General features: G+C 74.2%; 3 protein-coding genes. 2 read left to right on the top strand and 1 reads right to left on the bottom strand.

Going from position 1 to position 2,840, the window contains the following annotated elements; all coding sequences use genetic code 11:
* Positions 1-719, bottom strand: a 719-nt coding sequence (locus tag ABZ749_RS33165) for a histidine kinase dimerization/phosphoacceptor domain-containing protein (RefSeq protein WP_357234885.1), incomplete at its 3' end; no start/stop codon positions are given.
* 146 nt (positions 720-865) lie between these two features.
* On the opposite strand from ABZ749_RS33165, the gene ABZ749_RS33160 reads away from it, so the two are divergent.
* A complete protein-coding gene (locus ABZ749_RS33160) occupies positions 866-1,624 on the top strand; it encodes an ABC transporter ATP-binding protein (RefSeq protein ID WP_357234882.1) in 759 nt (252 codons plus the stop codon).
* A gap of 8 nt (positions 1,625-1,632) precedes the next feature.
* The coding region (locus tag ABZ749_RS33155) for an ABC transporter permease (RefSeq protein ID WP_357234879.1) at positions 1,633-2,840 on the top strand (1,208 nt) is incomplete at its 3' end.

Raw genomic sequence — 2,840 nt, 5'->3', positions numbered from 1 at the left:
GTCTCCGCGCCGGCCCGCTCGATCTGCTCCAGGGCGACGATCACCCGCTGCGGGTCCTGCTCGGCGACGAACCGGGCGCCCTGTGCCTGCACCACGATGCCGGTGACGTGGTGGGCGATGAAGTCGTGCAGGTCCCGGGCGAACTCCGCACGCTGCTCGGCCCGTACCAGGGCGATGGCCCGCTCCCGGCCGGCGGCCACGACGCGCAGGTAGAGCCCCACCCCGGCGGCGCCGGCAGCGGCGATCACCTGAAGCAGGCCGAAGATCACCAGGAGGCTGTCGGCGCCGGAACGCAGCGGCAGCGCGGCGACGGCGAGCCCGGCGACCACCGCCGCCGCCGGGGCGAGTCGAGGCGCGCCCCAGCGCGTCACCACGAACACCACCCCGATCAGCCCGGCCGACTCGGCGAGCCCCCAGCTGCCGCCACCGAGCCCGTAGCGGCCGTCGGGAATGATCACGATCGCCGCGGTCACGACCAGTGACGCCGAGGCGAGTATCAGCGCGGCCAACGGCAGCCGGCGGGAGCCCGGTCGGTGCACCGGCAGCCAGAGCGGGACCGTCGCCACCGCCAGCCCCACCCGTACCAGCAGGAGCAGCAGGGCGGCCAGGCTCGTGGGCGAGCTGTACCGCAGGTCGAAGAGGGCGAGCAGCCCCATGGCCACCAGCCCGGCGGTCTGGGCCAGGCGTACCCACCATCGTCGAAGATCCGGCGTGCTCATGGTGACCCAGCGTAGCCAGCCGGACGGAGGTGTCGGATCGGCCAAAAGGCAGACCCCGCACCGGCGATACCCGGCCCCGGGCCGATGCGCCCGCCAGCCGGTCGCGGCGAGGCTTTCCCGGTCACCACGCAGCCACTGGAGGAACGATGACAACCCACGCCCCGCCGGAGACCGGCCACGCCGCGGTAGCCGCGGTCGACCTGGTGAAGGTGTACGGCAGCGGCGACACGGCCGTCCGTGCCCTGGACGGGGTCTCGGTCGGCTTCGGCCGGGCCGGGTTCACCGCCATCATGGGCGCGTCCGGATCCGGCAAGTCGACCCTGATGCACTGCCTCGCCGGCCTCGACACGGCCACCTCCGGTCGCGTCCTGCTCGGCGGCACGGAGCTGACCGGCCAGTCGGACCGGACGCTGACCCGGGTACGCCGGGAACGGATCGGGTTCGTCTTCCAGTCCTTCAACCTGCTGCCACAGCTCACCGCCGCGCAGAACATCACCCTGCCGCTGGACCTCGCCGGTCGGCAGCCCGACGCCGAACTCCTCGCGCACCTGGTGCGGATGCTGGGCCTCGGCGACCGCCTGAACCACCGGCCCAGCGAGCTGTCCGGCGGTCAGCAGCAGCGGGTCGCGCTCGCCCGGGCGCTCGTGGCGCGCCCCGAGGTGGTCTTCGCCGACGAACCGACCGGCAACCTCGACTCCCGCTCCGGCGCGGAGGTGCTCACCATCCTGCGCGACTCGGTACGCGACCTCGGCCAGACTGTCGTCATGGTCACCCACGACCCGATCGCCGCCGCGTACGCCGACCGGGTGGTGCTGCTCGCCGACGGGCGGCTGGCCGGTGAGATCGACAAGCCGAACCAGGTGTCGGTCACCGACGCCCTGCGTGACCTGGCGGCCCGCCGATGAGGGCGACAGTGCTGCGTACCCAGACGACCGCCGCGGCCCGGCGGCCCGGCCGGCTGATCCTGACCGGCCTGGCGATCCTGGTCGCGTCGTTCGTCGTCTTCGGCACCGTGCTGGTGCAACAGATCACCGAACGGACCGTGCGGGACAACCTCAGCGGCACCCCGGCCGTCACCGACCTGGTGATCGGCAGCGTCGACGTGCCGCCACCCACAGTGCGGGACGTGCAGCAGATCCGGGCCGTGCCCGGGGTGGCCGAGGCGGTCGCCCGGGTCTCGACCGGGGTCTCCATCGGCGAGGGATACCTCAACCTGCAGTCCGATCCGGGCGCCGGCCCGCTGAGCACGGTCCGGGTCGTCGAGGGCAGGTACCCCGACGCCCCGGGCCAGATCGCGATCACCCCGCGCACCGCCGAGCGGCTCGGACTGTCGGTCGGCACCACCACCAGCGGTACCGGCGGCGAACTCAGCGCGCCCGCTCCGCTCACCGTGACCGCCATGGTGGAAACCACCGCCGACGCCGGCTACGACGCGTACGCCCCGGAGAGCGCCGTGATCGGCTGGGCGCGACTGACGGCAGTGGATCGAGTGGACGTGCGGGTCGCGCCCGGCACCGAAGCCGACGCGGTCCGCCAACGGGTGACCGCCGTGGTCGCCGCCCAGCCGATCCGCTCCGGTGTCGAGGTACGCGACGCCGAGGCCAACGCGGTGGCCGAGCAGGTCGGGAAACTCTTCATCCTGGTCGGCATGTTCGTCTCCATCGCGGTCGCCGCCGCCGCGCTGGTGGTCACCTCGACCTTCCGCATCGTCTTCGCCCAGCGGATGCGGCAGCTCGCGCTGCTGCGGGCGGTCGGCGCGAGTCGGGCCACCCTGGTGGGGGCCCTCACCGCCGAGGGCGCCCTGACCGGGCTGGTCGCCGGCGTCGCCGGGGTCGCCGCCGCACTCACCCTCGGGTACGCGCTGCCGCCGGTCCTGCGCGCCGCCGGCCGCCAGGTCTCCACGCCGGGCCTGCCGCTGGCGGCGGCGGTCACGGTCGTGATCGGCGCTGTCGTGATCACCGTGCTGGCCGTGCTGGCACCGGCGCTCTCCGCCGCCCGGGTCTCCCCGCTGGAGGCCCTACGGTCGGCGAGCACCACCGCCGGCCGCCGCGGCATCGGCGTGCTGCGTCTGGCCTTCGGGCTGCTCCTGGCCGTCGGCGCGATCCTGGCGGCGGTCGGGAC

Origin of the sequence: Micromonospora sp. NPDC047753 (assembly GCF_040642735.1) — a bacterium.
Taxonomy (GTDB): Bacteria; Actinomycetota; Actinomycetes; order Mycobacteriales; family Micromonosporaceae; genus Micromonospora.
The sequence above is the reverse complement of the archived record's forward strand: the minus strand, read 5'-3'. Positions and strand labels throughout refer to the sequence as shown.

Excerpts from the sequence above, each read along its gene's own strand:
- ABZ749_RS33160 (WP_357234882.1), top strand. The coding sequence starts at position 866 with ATGACAACCCACGCCCCGCCGGAGACCGGCCACGCCGCGGTAGCCGCG.